The 19115-nt window shown below is 32.7% G+C and carries 19 protein-coding genes and 2 tRNA genes; 10 read left to right on the top strand and 11 right to left on the bottom strand.

Features of this window, described 5'->3' with window-relative positions; all coding sequences use genetic code 11:
* Positions 1-34: 34 nt before the first annotated feature.
* A complete protein-coding gene (gene rlmN, locus AC4FQ3_RS13015) occupies positions 35-1087 on the bottom strand; it encodes a dual-specificity RNA methyltransferase RlmN (protein WP_491182117.1) in 1053 nt (350 codons plus the stop codon).
* Between the two features lie 265 nt (positions 1088-1352).
* Between rlmN and AC4FQ3_RS13010 the strand changes: the two genes are divergently transcribed.
* From AC4FQ3_RS13010 to AC4FQ3_RS12985, 6 genes are all read left to right on the top strand, one after another.
* On the top strand, positions 1353-1943 hold the full coding sequence (locus tag AC4FQ3_RS13010; RefSeq protein WP_491182116.1) for a YceI family protein: 591 nt from the start codon (positions 1353-1355) through the stop codon (positions 1941-1943).
* Between the two features lie 250 nt (positions 1944-2193).
* Positions 2194-2763 carry a YceI family protein gene (locus AC4FQ3_RS13005; protein ID WP_491182115.1) on the top strand — a complete coding sequence of 190 codons (570 nt, stop codon included), beginning with the start codon at positions 2194-2196 and terminating at the stop codon, positions 2761-2763.
* 5 nt (positions 2764-2768) lie between these two features.
* Positions 2769-4160, top strand: coding sequence for a hypothetical protein (locus AC4FQ3_RS13000; RefSeq protein ID WP_491182114.1), 1392 nt, complete (start codon positions 2769-2771; stop codon positions 4158-4160).
* Positions 4161-4191: 31 nt separating this feature from the next.
* A complete protein-coding gene (locus AC4FQ3_RS12995) occupies positions 4192-4722 on the top strand; it encodes a hypothetical protein (protein WP_491182113.1) in 531 nt (176 codons plus the stop codon).
* Positions 4723-4955: 233 nt separating this feature from the next.
* Positions 4956-5321, top strand: a complete 366-nt coding sequence (locus AC4FQ3_RS12990) for a hypothetical protein (RefSeq protein WP_491182112.1) — start codon at positions 4956-4958, stop codon at positions 5319-5321.
* Between the two features lie 112 nt (positions 5322-5433).
* Positions 5434-6075 (top strand): O-methyltransferase, encoded by a 642-nt coding sequence (locus tag AC4FQ3_RS12985; RefSeq protein WP_073397045.1) that lies wholly within the window; start codon positions 5434-5436, stop codon positions 6073-6075.
* Positions 6076-6175: 100 nt separating this feature from the next.
* On the opposite strand, the gene AC4FQ3_RS12980 is transcribed toward AC4FQ3_RS12985, so the two are convergent.
* The 7 genes from AC4FQ3_RS12980 to AC4FQ3_RS12950 all read right to left on the bottom strand — a co-directional run bounded on the left by AC4FQ3_RS12980 (position 6176) and on the right by AC4FQ3_RS12950 (position 12241).
* The gene (locus AC4FQ3_RS12980) at positions 6176-6739 is read right to left on the bottom strand and encodes a phosphatase PAP2 family protein (protein ID WP_491182111.1); all 564 of its coding nucleotides are present in this window, start codon (positions 6737-6739) and stop codon (positions 6176-6178) included.
* Positions 6739-7098: a twin-arginine translocase TatA/TatE family subunit gene (locus tag AC4FQ3_RS12975; protein ID WP_042563772.1), complete on the bottom strand. Its 360-nt coding sequence runs from the start codon at positions 7096-7098 to the stop codon at positions 6739-6741. Before AC4FQ3_RS12975 ends, AC4FQ3_RS12980 begins: the two co-directional genes overlap by 1 nt.
* A 104-nt stretch (positions 7099-7202) precedes the next feature.
* Positions 7203-9449, bottom strand: coding sequence for a M1 family metallopeptidase (locus AC4FQ3_RS12970; RefSeq protein WP_491182110.1), 2247 nt, complete (start codon positions 9447-9449; stop codon positions 7203-7205).
* Positions 9450-9516: 67 nt separating this feature from the next.
* Entirely contained in the window at positions 9517-10023 is a 507-nt protein-coding gene (locus AC4FQ3_RS12965) for a DUF6702 family protein (protein WP_491182109.1), read from the bottom strand.
* Entirely contained in the window at positions 10020-10772 is a 753-nt protein-coding gene (gene bamP, locus AC4FQ3_RS12960; RefSeq protein WP_042563769.1) for a BamP family beta-barrel-assembly machinery protein, read from the bottom strand. The genes AC4FQ3_RS12965 and bamP overlap by 4 nt, the downstream gene beginning before the upstream one ends.
* Complete coding sequence (locus tag AC4FQ3_RS12955) at positions 10762-11487, bottom strand: carboxypeptidase-like regulatory domain-containing protein (RefSeq protein ID WP_463462201.1); 726 nt, start codon at positions 11485-11487, stop codon at positions 10762-10764. Before AC4FQ3_RS12955 ends, bamP begins: the two co-directional genes overlap by 11 nt.
* A complete protein-coding gene (locus tag AC4FQ3_RS12950; protein ID WP_491182108.1) occupies positions 11474-12241 on the bottom strand; it encodes a carboxypeptidase-like regulatory domain-containing protein in 768 nt (255 codons plus the stop codon). The genes AC4FQ3_RS12955 and AC4FQ3_RS12950 overlap by 14 nt, the downstream gene beginning before the upstream one ends.
* Positions 12242-12402: 161 nt before the next feature.
* Here AC4FQ3_RS12950 and pepE point away from each other — a divergent pair, with 161 nt between their 5' ends.
* Positions 12403-13110, top strand: a complete 708-nt coding sequence (gene pepE, locus AC4FQ3_RS12945) for a dipeptidase PepE (RefSeq protein ID WP_491182107.1) — start codon at positions 12403-12405, stop codon at positions 13108-13110.
* Positions 13111-13224: 114 nt separating this feature from the next.
* Here the strand turns inward: pepE and AC4FQ3_RS12940 are convergent.
* Both AC4FQ3_RS12940 and AC4FQ3_RS12935 read right to left on the bottom strand, forming a co-directional pair.
* Positions 13225-13297, bottom strand: a tRNA-Gly gene (locus AC4FQ3_RS12940).
* Between the two features lie 106 nt (positions 13298-13403).
* Positions 13404-13476: transfer RNA gene (locus AC4FQ3_RS12935), tRNA-Gly, on the bottom strand.
* A gap of 133 nt (positions 13477-13609) precedes the next feature.
* On the opposite strand from AC4FQ3_RS12935, the gene AC4FQ3_RS12930 reads away from it, so the two are divergent.
* Positions 13610-14047 carry a GNAT family N-acetyltransferase gene (locus AC4FQ3_RS12930; protein ID WP_491182106.1) on the top strand — a complete coding sequence of 146 codons (438 nt, stop codon included), beginning with the start codon at positions 13610-13612 and terminating at the stop codon, positions 14045-14047.
* A 1-nt stretch (position 14048) separates the two neighbouring features.
* Positions 14049-15641 (top strand): L,D-transpeptidase family protein, encoded by a 1593-nt coding sequence (locus tag AC4FQ3_RS12925; protein ID WP_491182105.1) that lies wholly within the window; start codon positions 14049-14051, stop codon positions 15639-15641.
* Here the strand turns inward: AC4FQ3_RS12925 and AC4FQ3_RS12920 are convergent.
* Positions 15630-16352 carry a murein L,D-transpeptidase catalytic domain family protein gene (locus tag AC4FQ3_RS12920; RefSeq protein ID WP_302094697.1) on the bottom strand — a complete coding sequence of 241 codons (723 nt, stop codon included), beginning with the start codon at positions 16350-16352 and terminating at the stop codon, positions 15630-15632. The two genes, AC4FQ3_RS12925 and AC4FQ3_RS12920, sit on opposite strands and share 12 nt — an antisense overlap.
* A 294-nt stretch (positions 16353-16646) precedes the next feature.
* Between AC4FQ3_RS12920 and AC4FQ3_RS12915 the strand changes: the two genes are divergently transcribed.
* Positions 16647-19076: a DUF5916 domain-containing protein gene (locus tag AC4FQ3_RS12915; RefSeq protein WP_491182104.1), complete on the top strand. Its 2430-nt coding sequence runs from the start codon at positions 16647-16649 to the stop codon at positions 19074-19076.
* Positions 19077-19115: the final 39 nt, after the last annotated feature.

Raw genomic sequence — 19115 nt, 5'->3', positions numbered from 1 at the left:
TTTGTCCCGTAGGGACTACACAAATATTTCAAAATCAATTATCATTTCCTTCCTTGTTGGCCAATTGTCCGCAAGCGGCATCAATATCTTTTCCGCGGCTGCGACGAACTTTTACTACTACTCCAATATTTTCCAAAGCTTTTATGTAGGCCATAATAGATTCTTCCGAAGCTTGTTGAAACTCTCCGTCATCAATTGGGTTGTATTCAATTAAATTAACCTTACAAGGCACATATTTGCAGAATTTAACCAAAGCATCAATAGAAGCTTTATCGTCGTTAATTCCTTTCCAAACCACGTATTCGTATGAAATTTTGCTTTTTGTTTTTCTGTACCAATATTCAAGTGCTTCTCGTAAATCTTTTAAAGGAAAATTTTTGCTGAAAGGCATAATCTTCGCACGGATTTCATCAATTGCCGAATGCAGAGAAACTGCCAATTTGAACTTCACATCGTCATCGGCCATCTTTTTAATCATTTTCGGAATTCCTGATGTCGAAAGCATAATACGCTTTGGCGACATTCCTAAACCTTCCGGCGACGTGATCATATCGATTGCTTTAATGACATTATTATAGTTCATTAAAGGTTCTCCCATTCCCATAAAAACAATATTCGAAAGCGGATGATTGTGATACAAACGGCTTTCTTTATCAATCGCCATAATCTGATCGTAGATTTCTCCCGGTTCCAGATTTCGCATACGCTTTAATCTTGCCGTCGCACAAAAATTGCAGTCTAAACTACAGCCAACCTGACTTGAAACGCAAGCTGTTGTTCTGGTATCTGTTGGAATCAAAACAGATTCTACCACTAAACCATCATGCAGACGAACGGCATTTTTTACAGTTCCGTCACTGCTGCGCTGCATTGTATCAACCTTAATATGATTGATTACAAAATTATCTTCGAGCATAGAACGTGTTGTTTTGGCAACATTCGTCATATCCTCAAAACTGTGTGCTCCTTTGCTCCACAACCATTCATAGACTTGATTTCCGCGAAAAGCTTTGTCATTATTTGCGACAAAAAAATCTCGTAATTGATCTTTTGATAAGGCTCTTATGTCTTTTTTCTCCAATTGCATGGTGCAAAGTTACTGTTTTTTTCTTAAAAAATTCTGACGATATATTGTTGCTTATTACCTGCAAATACTTGTTTTTATTTGGGGAACTACACCTTTTTCTATTTTACAAATTATAATTATTTAATAAATTTCCAACTATGATTTTTATCATTCTCTGCTTTATGTATTCCCAATAATTTTGGTCTAAGAAATAATAGGAATTTTTAAAGATTAAAAATTCATTGAAGTTTCCTTTATTCCAAAAACAAACTAATACCATATCAAAATGAAAGTAATTAAATCAATTTTATTGACAGTGATTTTTACAACAATGTCATTACAGGTAAACGCACAAAAAAACTATACTATAGCAAGATCAACTTTTGAGGTTGCAGGAACTTCAAATGTACACGATTGGTCAATGAAATCTTCAGAAGGAAATGGAATTGCCAATTTAACAGTTATAGATTCTAAATTGGTTGATATAAACAACTTAACTATTACATTATTAGCAGAAAGTTTAAAAAGCACTAAAACAAGCATGGATGATGTGGCTTACGAAACCCTGGACACAAAAACATACAAAAACATTAAGTATGTTTTAAAATCTGCCACTAAAATAAACGAAACAACCTGGAATTTAACCGGAACATATACAGTTTCAGGAATCAGTAAAGAGTTTAAAACTGTTGTAAACGTAACGTCTATAAATGGCAGCTTTATTTTGAAGGGATCAAACCAGATCACTTTTGCAGATTTTGGAATGTCAGCCCCAACAGCAGCACTTGGTGTGGTTAGAGCCGGAAAAGACCTAACTTTAATTTTCAATCTTACTTTTAGCGAACTAAGCATGAAAGGATCTTTAACACAAAATTGATTGCTATAATATAAAATAACAAAAATTCAAAAAGAGCTATTTGACAAAAATCAAATAGCTCTTTTTTTATACATCAATTTTAATAAAAATGAAAACGTTGTAGTTCTTAAATATGAATTTAATAAAATTTTAACAATGATTATTGTCATAAAAATCCTGGAATAACAGGAATAAATTTGAACAAGAAAATAAAACACGTGATTAAAATTGAATTCAAAAAATTATCTCACTTCACTAAATAATAGTAAAAATGAAATCAAACAAAATTAAATTATTCGCCTTTATCATTTCTTTTTTAGGGATGACCACATTTGCAACTGCACAAAAAAATTATGTATTAGACAGCAAGCCTGCATTTTCAGTTTCAGGCACTTCAACGTTACATGACTGGGAAATGAAATCAAATTCAGGAACAGGAACGGGCAACTTTACAATAGTCAATTCAAAAGTTACTGATATCGAATCTTTATCAATAAATCTTTTAGCAGAAAGCGTTAAAAGCGAGAAAAAAAGCATGGATAAAGTGGCTTATAAAACACTGAAAACTGATACGCAAAAAACTATAAAATATGTTCTTAAATCTGCCCAAAAAATAAATGAAACAACTTGGGAACTAACAGGAACGTATACTATTGCAGGCGTGAGCAAAATCCTGAAAACTACTGTAAAAACAGCTATCACAAAAGATGTATTAAACATGCAGGGATCTAACAAAATTACTTTTACAGAATTTGGAATGAAATCTCCAACCGCAATGTTGGGAACCATCACAACCGGTGAAGATTTGACTGTAAAATTCAACTTAAACTTTAATTTATAACCGCCATGAAAAAGATTTATGTATTCATTATTGCATTAGTCAGTACGTTTGCCGTCAATGCACAAGTTAGTTTTGGACATATTCAGAATCAAATTCCACGAAACCAAAAAGGAATTAATCAATTTGATGTTAAAAAAGATACTGTTGCCTTTAATGGTTTAAGTGTAGATATGGGAGCTGCATTCGCGCTTCAGTTTCAGGCTTTGAATTCGTTTAATGATCAAAGAGATTTGGCTACAGCACCGGGTTACAGATTGAATAATCTGGAGAATAATTTTAATTTACCCAATGCTAATTTCACTATTGGAGCTCAGTTATATGATGGTGTTCGTGTGAATTTAGATGTTTATCTGGCTTCAAGACATCACAACGAAACCTGGGTAAAAGGAGGTTATTTGCAAATTGACAAACTGGACTTCATTAAAAAAGATTTCCTGGCTGATTTTATGAAATATACAACGATCAAAATTGGTCAAATGGAGAATAACTATGGTGATGCACATTTTAGAAGATCAGATAACGGAAATGCCTTCATGAATCCGTTTGTTGGAAACAACATTATGGATGCGTTCATCACAGAAATGGGAGCAGAAGTTTATTATAACAGATCTGGTTTTGTAAGCATGATTGGAGTCACCAATTCTAAACTAAATCAAAATGTTGCAGAGATTGTACCAGCAACTCCAACGACTGCAAAACCAGATTCTAATACCACTATAAGTCCAACAATATTAGCAAAATTAGGCTGGGACAAACAAATCAACGAAGATTTGAGAATTAGACTTACAGGATCTTATTACCATACTGCAAACTCTAGTGGAAATTTATACGCTTCAGACAGAGCAGGAAGCCGTTTTTATGGTGTAATGAGTCACACTGATTATAATATTATTGATCCCGCAACCGGAAATATTGTTACATCTGTAGCAAACAATTTTGATCCGACTGCTAATAAAGATACAGGAAGATTTAATCCCGGATACGGAAACTGGGCAACATCATACATGGTAAACCCGTTTATAAAATATAAAGGACTTGAATTTTTTGGAACTTTAGAATTTACTTCAGGAGGTGATTTTAAAGGTACAGACGACACTCGTAAAGTAAACCAATATGTTGGGGATTTAGTCTACCGTTTTGGTGAAGGAGAAAGATTTTATATAGGCGGAAAATATAATTTAGTTGATGGAAAATTGGCCAACGCAAATACTCAGAGTATTCAAATAAATAGATTTGAAGCGGCGGCGGGCTGGTTTATGACTAAAAATGTTTTGGCAAAATTAGAATATGTGGATCAAAACTATAAAAACTTCTCTCAATTTAACGGAGCAACTCCTAACGATCTTTTTGGCGGTAGTTTTAAAGGATTAATGTTCGAAGCAGTAATTTTATTCTAATGAAATGAAACGCCTGTTTTTAAATTTAATCTTGGGTTTAGTATTTTTTTCATTCTTAGGAAGTACTAAACCCGCTTTTTCAGGTGATCCTCTTTTGATGATTAATAAAATCAAAATAGAAATTACAGGAGTCTCCACCGTTGGCAAATACAATTGTTCAAATACATTTTCTAAAACAGATACTGTTTATTTGAATTCTAAAAACAACAACTTCAATACCGAAATCAAAATGACAGATTTTGATTGTGGCAACAAAATAATGACTAAAGATTTACAGGGAACTGTAAAAGCAAAAAAATTCCCTAACAGTACCGTTTTTCTTTCCGACATTAAACCTTGCGGAAAAAATTACAAATGCAATCTCACTTTTTTAATCACTAATAAAACACTTAAATACAAAGATTTTATTCTCTATAATGCTGAAGATAAAATTCACGGATCTTTAAACTTAAATTTTTCTGATATAGAACTTGTACCGCCTGTAAAAATGGCCGGTTTAATAAAAGTGAAAGACGAAATTGTGATTAATTTCAGTTTATACAAAAACCCACTTAAACAATAAAGCAAATTATTAACCAGATTGGATTTTACTTTTTACTTCCTACTATTCTTTAAAACCGATTTCAAAGGAATTTTTAAAATCTAAGTTTCAAAAACAAAAAATTTGGCACGAGAATTGTCTTGCTCTTAGCAGAAAAATAATCTTACGAAGAGCGCTTAATTTTAAAATTTGTATTTTTATTTTTTCAGCTTTATAACCTTTATATTTTATCAACTTTTAAAAATGAATTAATCATGAAAAAACAAATTTTAAGCTTAGCTGTTATTGCTCTATTGGCATTTGCCGTACAATCTTGCGGAGATAAAGAATTAAAACCTAAGGAAGACAATCTGACTCTTGGAAACAAAGTCGATTCTTTAACAACAGATATTGAAGAAGTGAAAGACAGTGCCGTTATTAAAGCCGAAGATGCAGCTTCAAAAGCAAAAGCAGCTTCAGAAAACGCTGTTCAGGATGTAAAAGATGCGGCTAAAGAAACAGCTGCAGATGTAAAAGAAGCTTCTAAGAAAGCTGCAGATAAAGCAGAAGCTGCTGCAAAAGCTGCCAAAGACGGAACAGTAAAAACTGCTAAAGACGTTAATGAAGCATTGAAAAAATAATTTCCTTTGAAATCAAACTTAGAACCATTCGTTACGGCGAATGGTTTTTTTTATGAAAAAAAGTGAGCCGATATTTTTTGTATTTTTGTCTTTAAATAAGAACTACAACAAAATGCATTTTATATCACAAGAACTAGAAGATTATATTGAACAACATTCTGAAAACGAACCGGAATTGTTAGCAAAACTAAATAAGGAAACCTACCAGAAAATACTTTTGCCAAGAATGTTAAGCGGACATTTTCAGGGTCGCGTTTTGAGTATGTTGTCTAAATTGATTCGTCCGGTAAATATTCTCGAAATAGGAACTTATACTGGCTATGCAGCTTTGTGTTTGTGCGAAGGAATGCAGGAAAACGGACAATTACATACTATCGATATTAAAGAAGAATTAGTCGATTTTCAGCGTAAATATTTTGATGCTTCGCCTTGGGGAAAACAAATTTTTCAGCATTTGGGTGAAGCTGTAGATATTATCCCAACCCTGGACGTAAAATTTGATTTGGTTTTTATTGATGCCGATAAGGAAAATTACCTGAATTACTGGGAAATGATTGTTCCGAAAATGAATAAAGGCGGCATTATTTTATCTGATAATGTTTTATGGAGCGGAAAAATCCTCGAACCTGTTCACCCAAATGATGTGAGTACAAAAGTACTTTTAGAATACAATTTACTTTTAAAAAACGATCCGAGAGTGGAAACAGTTTTACTGCCTATTCGCGATGGATTAACGGTGAGTAGAGTACTTTAGAAAAGTTGCTAAGGTTCTGAGATACTAAGATCCTGAGTTTTCTTTAGAATGGAAAGACTTAGAACCTTAGTATCTCAGAAACTTAGAATCTTTAAAAAAATTATCCCGGAAAATATTGCGGTTTTAGTCGTTTATAAACCAAATAAAGCAACGATCCAAAAACTGCTCCGAAGAAATAACCTGTAAGAATGTCTCCGGGATAATGCAATCCTAAATAGATTCGGCTATAAGCGAAGATTAAAGGCCATAAAAACAATAATCCGAAATACTTGAAATGGCGTTTTAAAATCCAGAACAAAAAGGTAGCAACCGCCATTGTATTGGCAGCATGTCCTGAGAAAAAACTGTATGAATTACGAATCTGAACGGCACGAATAACACCTTTAAGATCAGGATTGTTACACGGACGCAAGCGCGCAAAAGTATGTTTAAAAAGATTTGTAGTCTGATCTGTAAAAGCGATCAAAACCGCTATAAAAAGCAATATATATAGAGTCTGCTTTACTCCTATTTTTTTGTAGATCAGAAAAAAAAGAAATAAAAAGAATGGTGTCCAATACAATTGATTGGTAATAATAAGCCAAAGGCCGTCAAATTTTTCAGAACCTAAACTATTAAGATATACCAATAAATTGATATCAAATTCTTTTATTTTTTCAAGCATTATTTTTGGCGTTTAACTGGTCCTGAGATTGTTTCTATATCTTCTTTTACTTTGTCGATTTCTGCAGCAGTATCACCCAATAAATTAGTAGAGACACTAGTCGTATCGCCTAATAAATTAGTTTTTGCCTCGTTAATCTGCGCATTGATATTACCGGTGATATTCGTCAAAGTTTGAGAATCAAAACCATTAGCTTCTGCTCCTTTATGAATTTCACTTTTAATATCGTTGGTTGCGTTTTTTAACTGCGCCATTGCTTTACCCATAGTACGGGCAATTTCCGGCACTTTATCAGAACCAAAAAGCATTAAAACTATAAATAGTATGAAAACTAATTCTCCTCCTCCTATACCAAACATAACTTTTATTTTTGTGTGTCACAAAGATATTAAATTTTGTAGCTCATGAACTTTAAAATTTCCTTAAAAAAAAAGACTCTTTTCAGAGTCTTTTAATTGTATGCTTAATCAAATTTTGATTTTTCTTCTACTTTTGGCCAGGAGTTGTTGGTTACATCAATATCTGCAGTCATCAATTTTGGATCTATCTGAATGCTTTTTATAGCTTTTTCTGTAGCGTAAACTTTTTTGGCAGTATCATTGCTTTTTCTCCAGATTTGAGCCGGATACTGGAAGTTTTGTTTAGAACCATCTTCATAAGTAATCTCAACAAGAATTGGCATAATCATTCCGCCTGGTTTGTTAAACTCAACTTCGTAGAAATATTTAGGCGATTTTAAACTTGCTTTTTCTTCTGCTGTAAAAGTTTGGTCAACGTAATCAGATAATAATTTTACATCATCCACTTTCAATGCTTTTTTCTTCGAAGCATTTACCTCAGCGTTATCACCAGCTACTAAATATACAAACGGTCCTTTATCAAAACCAAAACGCCCTTTTCTAACTTTTACATCTTTAAGATCAGCTGTTGGAGTATCAGAAACATAATATTGTTTCACTTCTTTAATTCCGATATCTACGAAATCTGTAGAGTAAAACCATCCTCTAAAAAACCAATCCAAATCTACTGCAGAAGCATCTTCCATAGTTCTAAAGAAGTCTTCCGGAGTTGGATGCTTGAATTTCCATCTGTTTGCGTATGTTTTAAAAGCATAATCAAACAATTCTTTACCCATAACTACTTCTCTTAAAATATTAAGACCTGTAGCCGGTTTTCCGTATGCGTTATTTCCAAATTGGTGAATAGTTTCTGAGTTAGACATAATTGGCTCTAAAAACTTTTGGTCTCCACTCATGTAAGGAACAATATTTTTTGCAGGTCCGCGTCTTGAAGGGAAATTTGGATCTAATTCCTGTTCAGCCAAATATTCTAAAAATGAATTCAAACCTTCATCCATCCAAGTCCATTGACGCTCATCTGAATTTACAATCATTGGGAAGAAAGTGTGTCCAACTTCGTGAATTACAACACCAATCATTCCGTTTTTAACTTCTTTGCTGGTCACTCCGTTTTCGTCAGGACGACCAAAATTCCAGCAAATCATTGGATATTCCATACCCTGATCTTCTGCAGAAACTGAAACCGCTTTTGGATAAGGATAATCAAAAGTATGAGAGGAATAGCTTTTCAAAGTATGCGCCACTGTCATTGTTGAAGTTTCTCCCCAAAGCGGATTTGCTTCTTTAGGATAAACAGACTCTGCCATAACGATTTTACCACCCAATTGTACAGCCATCGCATCGTAAATAAACTTTCTTGACGAAGCAATACCAAAATCACGTACGTTTTTAGCGCTAAATTTCCACGTTTTTTTCTTTTCAGAGAAACCTTTTTCAGCCGCTTCAGCCTCCGCTTGTGTTACAATTACAACAGGTTTATCAAATGATTTTTGAGCTTGTTCGTAACGTTTTACCTGTTCTGCAGTAAAAACTTCAGCCCTGTTTGTCAATTCTCCTGTTGCGTCAATAACGTGATCAGCAGGAACTGTAATGTTTACATCAAAATTTCCGAAAGGAAGAGCAAACTCCCCGCTTCCCCAAAACTGCATGTTTTGCCATCCTTCAACGTCGTTATAAACTGCCATCCTTGGATAAAACTGCGCAATTACATACAATTTGTTTCCGTCTTTTTCGAACAATTCATAACCAGAACGCCCGCCTTCTTTTCTATAATTATTGATGTTATACCACCATTTTATTGCTAATGAAATTTTTTCACCCGGTTTTAAAGGAGTTGCCAGATTAATACGCATCATCGTTTCGTTGATCGTATATGACATTGGATTTCCTTTAGCATCTTTTACCTGTTCGATATTAAAACCACGCTCTAAATCTTTTTTCAAATATTTGCTTGAAAAACCATCAAGTGGCAAAACCTGATTGATTTTTTCGCTTTCAGCCAAAGTCGACTGTGTATTTGCTTTTGCCTGATTTTGATCTAACTGAATCCATAAATATTCTAAACTATCCGGAGAATTGTTTGAATACGTAATAACCTCAGATCCCGTTATTTTTGATTTTTTATCATCTAATTCGATATCAATTTTATAATCTGCCTGTTGTTGGTAGTATGCAGGACCCGGCGCTCCGGAAGCCGTACGAAACATATTAGGCGTAGCTAATAAATCATACATCTGGCTGAACTTATTCGTATCGTATTTTCCTTGTTGTTTTGGAGCAACGACCGAAGTTGATTTTTCCTGAGCCATTAATAAAGCAGGAAAAATTAATAATAATGAAAGTTTTTTCATAAAAATGTAATAGGTAGTTTTGTCAGGGTGTGAAAATAATAATTATAATGGTAATTTTACTTATCCATTAATACTTTAACACTTCTTTCCTTGAAGATTCTGTAAAGAGAACACTCTTTTTAGTACCAAAAGCTGAAATATGTGTAATATTCTGCTGCTCAGCATTCCAATCAACTAAAATTGTATTCGAAATCTCAATTGTTTTAAACTTGTCAATATCCTTTATTCTGGAGTAACAAACCAAAACATCGCCGGCTTCGACTTCTTTAGACAAAAAAGTAATTGCTTTTGACTGTCCGTTTATTTTTATTGTAAAATTTTCTGAAAGATATTTTTTCAAAAGATCTAAATCCTCCTGTGTTTCTTTCTCTGTTCCTACAAATGTTTTTTTATGGTATTTTTTTTCCATACCATTATTCAAATCATCAATAAAAATACGCGACGTAATTTGAATCATTTTTTTTTCCGCTACATAATTGACCTGATAAACGCCCATGTAAAACTTATGAAACGCAAAAGATGATAACGATATAAACAAGATTCCAATTAAGAAATAAACTAACTTTTTTTTCATTTCTGTTTCATTTCCACTTTTTTGAACTCTTTATTTTTATTAATCATAAAGTCCATTAATTCAAACTTTTCTTCCGGTTTTAAATATTTCTTAGATTCTGCATCATTAGAACAATACATCAAAAACAAGTCAATTTCATCTTCTTTTAAACCCAGTGTTTTGGTAAAAAAGTCGGGAGTAAAATTACCTTTAGAATATTCAACAAATGCGATATCACTTATCACCTCTTCTTTTACATCTTCATCTTTACGAAACAGCTTTTTTACGTCTTTAAATATCCTAACAAAATCAGTTCCGTATTTAATAGTCTGATCAGAGTACATTGCCTTATTTTCAGGACTTGATAATTTATCATCTTCAAACTGCATATCAACAATTCCCTGCGACCCGCCTTGTAAAGATTTAACTTTTAATTCTTTATGAACCAAAACTTCTTTCAGCTCTATATTTACCAAATCCAGAGGCACCGTAAAAAGTACTTCTGCACAATCTTTCTCTGTCAACACCACTTTTTTAGATTGAAATGCAATTCCGGTAAAGAGCAAAGTGTCTTTAGGCCTTGCCATAATATCAAACAATCCGTTTAAACCAATAAAAGTTCTAACATTGGCATTTATATTCATTACATAGCCACTTTCTATGGTAAGTGACTTATTGGTAACTTGTCCATGTAATGGTTTCCTTGAGTTTTGTCCAAGCGCAATCTGACAAAATAAGCACACAACGAGTATTCTTAGGCTATTTTTCATTTTCGAGAATTTTTAGATATTTTCCGGCTAATTCAGTTATTAAAAACATACTCATTGTTTTGTTTTTACTATTCAAAGATACGGCAAATTCAGAATCTTCTATGCAATATAATTGAAATCCTTTAATATCTTCTACCGAAATTTTCAATCTTTCTGTATAATATTTCTCATCAAAAAGGTATTCTATTTTTCTAAAAAGCGCTTCTTTTTTCTCGACTTGCACTTCTTTTTTCAACATTGAAGTTCTCCCCGAAATTGCATTTAACAAAGCATCACCCGGAGTCGATGTTGCTGTGTACACTTTTCTTTCTGCAGGCGTATATTTTTTTTGTCCTGCCGGAATAATGCCCAGATTTTCGGCATTAATATTTGCATTTTCGTTTACAACGACTTCTTTCAATTCAATTTCTTTAGCAACCATTTTTATCTGAAGCAGATTAGATTTTAAATCTTCAATTGTAATTCTTCGTTTAAAGGGCTCCAAATTAACTGATGAAAAAACCAGCACATCGCCTTCTTTAGCAACAATCGAAAACATTCCGCTTGCATCAGAAACCGCTGTTACCTGCGTTTCATTATTGATAATATTAACCCCTTCAACAGAAGTTGATTGTTCGAATATTTGACCAAGAATTTCTTTGGCACCAGTAGTTTGCCCAAACGAAATTTGGGTTATCCAGAGAAAAAATATGAGTAAGGTTTTATTTGTTTTCAACAGCAAGTATTTCTTTATATTTTACAGCTAATTCTCCTAAAAGAAATTCTGTCGAAGTTTTATTTTTAGAATTTAAAATCGTCGTAAACTTATCGTTTTCAACAGCGTAATATTCAAATCCTTTTACATATTCATTTGGAATTTTTAGTCGGTTTACAAAATGATCCAGACTAAACATCTTCTCTAAAAGTTTCATAAAAAACTCTTTTTTCTCTACTGCAACTTCCTTTTTCAGCATTGCCGTGCGCCCTGATAAAAAATTCAATAACGGATCTGCAGAAATTGAACCTCCGGCAAGCGAACTCGTACTTGCAGTTGCATTTAATGCTGTAGCAGTGTGTAATTTTCTTTCCGCCTCAGTATATGTTTTTTGTCCTGCGGGTATAATTCCTAATGCCACAGCATTTATATTATCGTATCTTCTTATAATAACTTCCTGCAATTGATGCATTACAATATTAAGTTTTACTATAAAATTAAGTTCCGAAAAATTTTCAGGAGTAACTAAAACTCTCTTTTCTTTAAATTGAATAGAGGAAAAAACAAGTTCATCTCCTGCTTTCGCCAAAATCGAAAAAGCTCCTTCAGCATTTGTAGTTGTCATGACTTCAGTTCGTGCATTCACTACATAAACACCTTCCAAATCATTTGTATTAGAAACAATTTTTCCGCTTATTATAATGCGCTCTTCATTTTGAGTCCACGCAGTCTGACTCAAAACAACACATAAAACACATAAAACTTTGTTGATCAAAATGAAAAAATTAAAATTATTCTTAAAAGTGTAAAAATATCTTAATGTACTCCAAATTTAGTATTAACGGCTTGGTAAAAATATGTTAATTAAACTTTGAATTTTAAGCCTAAAAAAGGAGTTTTTAATATCTTTAGCAGCATAATCTGAGATTAAATTTTATGAAAAATATTATTATTGCCAGCACTTCTACTTTGCACGAAGGGAGTTATTTAGAGTATTTATTACCTACTTTGCAAATTCATTTTAAAAATTGTAAAAGTATTTTATTTATTCCATATGCGCGCCCTGGCGGAATTTCACATGACGAATATACCGCAAAAGCTGCTCTGGCATTTTCGAAAATTAACATAGCCGTAAAAGGAATTCATGAGTTTGAAAACCCTGAAGATGCCATAAAAAATGCGGAAGGAATATTTACCGGAGGCGGAAATACTTTTTTACTTGTAACAAAATTATACTACCATAATGTGATGCAGATTCTCTCTGAAACTGTAAAAAACGGAACTCCATATCTAGGAACAAGTGCCGGAAGTAATATTTGCGGTTTATCTATGCAGACTACGAACGATATGCCAATTATTTATCCTCCAAGTTTCCAGACTTTAGGATTAATTCCTTTCAACTTAAACCCACATTACCTAGATGCCGATTTACAATCGAAACATATGGGCGAAACGCGTGAAACCAGAATCAAAGAATTTCACGCCTTTAATTCAATTCCCGTTTTAGGATTAAGAGAAGGAAGCTGGCTTGAAGTAAATGGAGACAAAATTACTTTAAAAGGAAATTTAAAAGCGCGTTTGTTCCTGCAAAACGAAACTCCTCAGGAATTAGAAACAGAAAGCGATTTAAGTAATTTAAAATAAAGCTTTTTTACCATTAAGATATTAAGTTTATTAAGTTTTGAGCTTAATTTATCTTAATATCTTAATGGTAAAAAACAAAAAAGCCTTAAACTAATAGTTTAAGGCTTTTTGAAGAGCGAAAGACGAGGCTCGAACTCGCGACAACCAGCTTGGAAGGCTGGAGCTCTACCAACTGAGCTACTTTCGCATTAACAGGGTGCAAATATAAACAATTAAATCATTTTAAAAAATAAAAATCAAAAATTATTCAATTTTGATAAAAAAACCGAAATAATAAAATTTCGGTTTTTTAGAGCGAAAGACGAGGCTCGAACTCGCGACAACCAGCTTGGAAGGCTGGAGCTCTACCAACTGAGCTACTTTCGCATTACTGGTGCAAATATAAAAAATAAGTTCAGTTCAAAACAAGCTTTTTTGCAAAAAAATTAATTAAAAAACAACGATTCCTTATAACCTATTTAAAACTAAAAAGTTATACTTTTATTATTTTTTACACATTATGACTATTATCAAAGAAATTCCATCAAAAGACACTTATATCGTTCGTCAACCAGTACTCAGAAAAGGAAAACCTATCGAAAGCTGCATCTTTGAAGGAGACGGTTTAAATACTACACATCATTTTGGGTTATTCGAAAACGACGACTTAATAGGTATTATTTCATTATTCTCCCAAACCAACACTATATTTGCCGACAAAAATCAAGCTCAGATTCGAGGCATGGCTATTTTGGAAAATCATCAAAAAAAAGGATTTGGTGAAGCTCTCGTAAAATATTGCGAAGATTATTGCAAGTCGCAAAACGTTGATTTAATTTGGTTTAATGCCAGAACAGCAGCAGTTGGGTTTTACAAAAAAATGAATTATCAAATAATTGGCGAGCCTTTTGATATAAAAGATGTTGGCGAACACTATTTAATGTTTAAAAAATTATAAAATGAATAAACTCTACTTTCTGATTGTAATATGTTTTTTTATTAGCTGCAAAAAAGATGAACCAAAAGTTATTCGTGTAAAAAAGACTCCCCCACCGGCAATTATACTTACTGATGAAAGAAAAGTAGTTGTCGATACTGCATTAATAAATGTTTTTAAAAGTGAAACTCTGAAACAATTTTATATTGCTTCAGAAAATAAAAGCGTTTGGGGAAACCTTAAAAAAAGAACTTACGTTTTATCCCAATTAAAAAAAGCGGAAGAATTAGGTTTAAATCCCGAAGATTACAAAGCTGCAACACTGGAAAAATTTGAGAAAAGAATCAGTTCTTTAAATGATAAAGAATTGGCTACTTATGACATATTACTAACTTATAATTTTGAATTATACTTAACTCATTTATATAAAGGAAAGCTCGATCCTAAAAAACTATATACAGATTGGGATTTGGAAGAAAAAATATTTGATCCAAATAATACTCTTATTAAAGCTTTCAATAAAAACAAATTAGACAGCATTGTAGATAATATTCAACCAAAACATCAAACCTATAAAGAGCTTTTAAAAGCACTGGAACTCATCAATACTTATCCGGAAGAAGAAGTTACAGATACTATAAAATCTGCGGATAAAATAACACTGAATGACACTAACAATGCTTTAATAGACATTAAAAAGAAACTTTTATTCTGGAAAGATCTGACCGGAAAAGACAGTCTGACTAATAAATACGATAAAAAAACATTCGAAGCTGTAAAAAGATTTCAGGAAAGACACGGTTTAGCCGCCGATGGTGTTATTGGAGCAGGAACCTTAAGCGCTTTAAACTTTACTAAAGAAGGAAGAAAACAACAAATAATTGCCAATCTTGAAAGATGGAGATGGTATAATAATGATTTTGCAGAAAATTATTTCATAATTAATATTCCGAATTACAGTTTGAATGTTATTGAAAATCAAGACACCACTTTGGTTCGAAATGTTGTTGTGGGAACAAGCAAAAGAAAAACACCTATTATTACATCAAAGCTAAAAACGGTCGTTTTTAACCCAACATGGACAGTTCCTCCCACTATCCTGAAAGAAGATATTATTCCTGAGATGAAAAAGAACAGAAACTATTTAGCCAAAAAAAGAATCACCATATTTGATTCTGCCGGGCGCGAAGTTGATCCTAAGGCATGGAATGAGGACAAACCTAATAGTTACCGTTATGTACAAAGTCCGGGTTATAACAACTCTTTGGGATTAATGAAAATTTTATTTCCAAATCACCATAGCGTTTATTTGCACGATACCAATCATCGTAATTATTTTGGAAGAAACAATCGTTCTTTAAGTTCAGGATGTGTGCGTATTGAAAATCCGTTAGAATTGGCAGAACATATTTTGAATGATACAATTGCGACAAACTGGCCAAAAGAAAAAATCGATTCTATTATTGAAACAAAAAAAACAATAAACATCAGAATCACAAAAAAATATGCTTTATACCAATGGTATTGGACAGCATGGAGCAAAAAAAATCAGCTCATTTTCAGAGCTGATATTTATAATCTTGATTCGGATTTGTATAGTAAACTAAGAAATTAGTTTTGCCTCCATCGCAAAACTTCTTGATGGATGATAGATATACAAACACGATTTATCTTTTATTGTTTCGATGATTTCATTTGTTAATTCAAATGGAATCGCCGGACAACCCTGGCTTCTGCCTAATCTTTTATTATTTCTGATGAAAGATTCAGAAACATAATCGGCTCCGTGCATAACAACCGCTCTTTCACGGGCATTATCGTTTACACCTTTTTCTAATCCGTCTAATTTTAGTGAAACGCCGTGTTTTCCCTGATAAATTTCGCCAGTTGAATAAAACCCTAAACTACTTTTAAAAGACGAGTTTGCATTCGAAAATGCCGAAGCAAATTCTTCTCCTGTATTTCTTCCGTGGGCAACCAAAGAATGGAATAAGATTTTATTTGAATTTAAATCAATTACCCAAAGGCGTTTTATGTTTGATGACAATCCAAAATCAATCAGCGTTAAAATATCTTTTTTGACAATTCCTTTCTCTTTTAATAAGTAAAAGCCTTTTAATGCTTCAGAAAAAGTTTTAAGTTCAGGCAACTCAAAATGGTTAGAATTTAATGCATTATAAACATTTTCAATTTTAGCATCTACAGAAAGTTTTTCAACTTTAGCAATACTTCTGGTCGTTACCTTTTTCAATTCTGGAGTGTTCTTAGTGTCTTTTCCAAAAGACAATAGCAAAAACACCAATAAGGGATAAATTTTGTAAATCATTGAAATTCTTTAGGTTAATAATAAATTTGGGTTCAGCAAAAGTATAAAAAAAATATAGCGCACAAAATAAATCACTGTAAATCAGGCATGTTTTGTTTAAAATTTAACAGATAGGAAAGAAAATTTTAGCATATCGACGGAAAAAACTTATTTTTACTGATTATTTTAGATTTAAATATGTAATCATAAACTTACATCTGTTGAAAAGATATAATTATTGAATATTAAAGTGTAACAATTAACAAAAACGACTGTCTATTTACAGGCAATCATATTCGTTATTTTTATTCAAAAATGAAAAAAATATTTTTTTTAAGTTTTTTACTATCAACATGCTTCGTTTTTAGCCAAAAGAAAACTTTACAGGCACAGCCAATTTCTCAATCTATTGTGGTTGATGGAAAATTAGATGAAGTCGCATGGGAAAATGTTCCTGTAGCTACAGACTTTGTTATGTTTGAACCTGATAATGGCAAACCTATTCCTAATACTAAAAGATCTGAAATCAAGGTTTTATACAATAATGACGCACTTTATATTGGTGCAATGCTATATGATGATGAGCCAGATAAGATTTTAAAAGAAATCTCTCAACGTGATAATTTTGGAACTGCAGATATTTTTGGTGTTTTCATCAATGGTTTTAACGACGGTCAGCAAAATTTTGAGTTTTTTGTTTCTGCTTCTGATGTACAAGGCGATTGTATTATGACAGATGCAAATGGTGAAGATTTTACCTGGGATGCGGTCTGGATCAGCAAAGCCAGATTAAGCGATAAAGGCTGGATTGTTGAAATTAAAATTCCGTATGCAGCTTTGCGTTTTTCTGCAGAAAATAAACAAACGTGGGGAATTAATTTTTTCAGGGAAATAAAAAGAGAACGTAAAAAATATACGTGGAATTTAATTGATACCAAAATTGGCACTTTTACACAGCAAAACGGTAACCTGGAAGGAATTGAAAACATCAAACCTCCTACCCGATTGTTTTTTATGCCTTACGCTTCTTATTATTTAAATGCCGGAGAGGGACAAAAAACCTACGGAACAATGAAAGGCGGAATGGATATTAAATATGGTATAAACGATGCTTTTACACTCGATGCCATTTTAATTCCTGATTTTGGACAAACAAAATACGATGATCAGATTTTGAATTTAGGTCCGTTTGAGCAGCAATTTAACGAAAACAGGGCTTTTTTTACCGAAGGAACTGATTTGTTCAACAAAGGAAATATGTTTTATTCGAGAAGAATTGGAGGAAAACCGTCCATTGATCCGGATTTAAATGATGATGAAAAAATCATCGAAAATGTTCAGAACGTAAATCTTATAAATGCGCTAAAAGTTTCGGGAAGAACTAAAAATGGTCTTGGAATCGGGGTTTTAAACGCTGTTACCGAAAAAACATTTGCTGTAATACAAGATACAATAACCGGCGCAACGAGACGCGAAGTTGTAGAACCTTTGACAAATTATAATGTTTTGGTTTTAGATCAGCGCTTTCGCAAAAATTCATCAGTAACCTTAATCAATACAAATGTTTCCAGAAATACACATTACAGAGACGCCAACGTAACCGGTCTGGCGTGGGATTTAAATACAAAAGCGAATACCTATAATTTATCCGGAAATGTAAAATACAGTTTAATTAATGCCGAAGAAGATAAAAAAGGAATTTATTCAACTATTGGCTTTGCCGAAACAAGCGGAAATTATCGCTACAGTTTTGGTTCTGATTTTGTTTCTAAAGATTTTGACCCGAATGATTTGGGAATTAATTTCTACACTAATTATTACAACTTTTACGGAAATGCCAATTACAGAATTCTAAACCCAACAAAACTTTTCAATAGTTTCAAGATTAACCTGAATTTGTATTCAGAATTTAATAAAGAGTCCGGAAAAGTACAGGACAACAGCATCAATGCAAATGTGAACCTTACAACTGTAAAAAACAATTATTACGGAACAGGAATTACATTTTACCCATTAGAATCATACGATTATTATGAGCCAAGGGCAGACAATAGATATGTAGCGCTTCCGCAAAGGATAGAATGGTGGGGCAGCATTTCGACCAATTACAATTATAAATTTGCTTTAGATTTAAATCCTACTTTATTACTTTTTAATCAATCAGGGCGACTGAATTATGGCATTGACATTGGCCCAAGATATCGTTTTAACGATAAACTATTGTTGACATACACTTTTAGCTATTTAAGAAAAGACAACAACAAAGGATATATCGACAGTGTTGATGAAGATGATAATGAAAGCACACCCGAAACTATTGTTTTTGCAAATCGAAATGTAATTACTTACGCTAACACTTTAGGCGGAAAATATGCAATAAACAGTGCGATGACGCTTAATTTGGCCGTTCGCCAATATTGGTCGTATGCCGAAAACAAAGATATTCTTGAACTGGAACAAGACGGAACTTTATCTCCACATCCGCAATATACAGAAAACAAAAATTCGAGTTTTTATTCCTGGAATGCAGATCTTTCCTATTCCTGGTGGTTTGCTCCTGGTAGTCAGGTTTCGGTTTTATATCGTAATAGCGCAGCTAATTTTGAACGTACAATTGACAAAGAATTCAAATCGAATGTAGCCGACTTATTAACTAATACGGCATTAAAACATGTTTTTTCTGTAAGCGTAAAATACTTTATTGACTATAATGCGGTCAAAAATAAAATTAGAAAGCGAGCGTAGTCTGAATTAATTTTAAAAAATAAAGACTTATATAATTAA

The organism is Flavobacterium sp. AK-345, from assembly GCF_058310175.1.
This window is presented reverse-complemented; position numbering and strand designations above follow the sequence as displayed.